Origin of the sequence: Pseudomonas sp. SIMBA_068 (assembly GCF_046534705.1) — a bacterium.
In the GTDB taxonomy this organism is placed as follows: Bacteria; Pseudomonadota; Gammaproteobacteria; order Pseudomonadales; family Pseudomonadaceae; genus Aquipseudomonas; species Aquipseudomonas putida.
On the sequence record NZ_JAWRYI010001326.1, the window covers coordinates 1 to 245 of the forward strand.

Below are 245 nucleotides of genomic sequence, written 5' to 3' on the forward strand. Positions count from 1 at the left end.
TCCGTTGGCGCATCTTTCGGAGCTGGCTGGTTTAAATAAGAGTACCGTCCATCGCTTATTGCAGGGATTACAGTCCTGCGGCTATGTGACCACCGCGCCTGCCGCAGGGAGTTATCGCCTGACCACCAAATTTATTGCCGTCGGGCAGAAGGCGCTGTCTTCGCTGAATATCATTCATATCGCCGCTCCGCATCTTGAGGCACTGAACATCGCCACTGGTGAAACCATTAACTTCTCCAGCCGCG

1 pseudogene is annotated in these 245 nt (G+C 54.3%); it reads left to right on the plus strand.

The features are described from left to right. Positions 1 to 245: pseudogene (gene yiaJ / locus SB756_RS33890) on the plus strand (IclR family transcriptional regulator YiaJ); the annotation flags it as partial.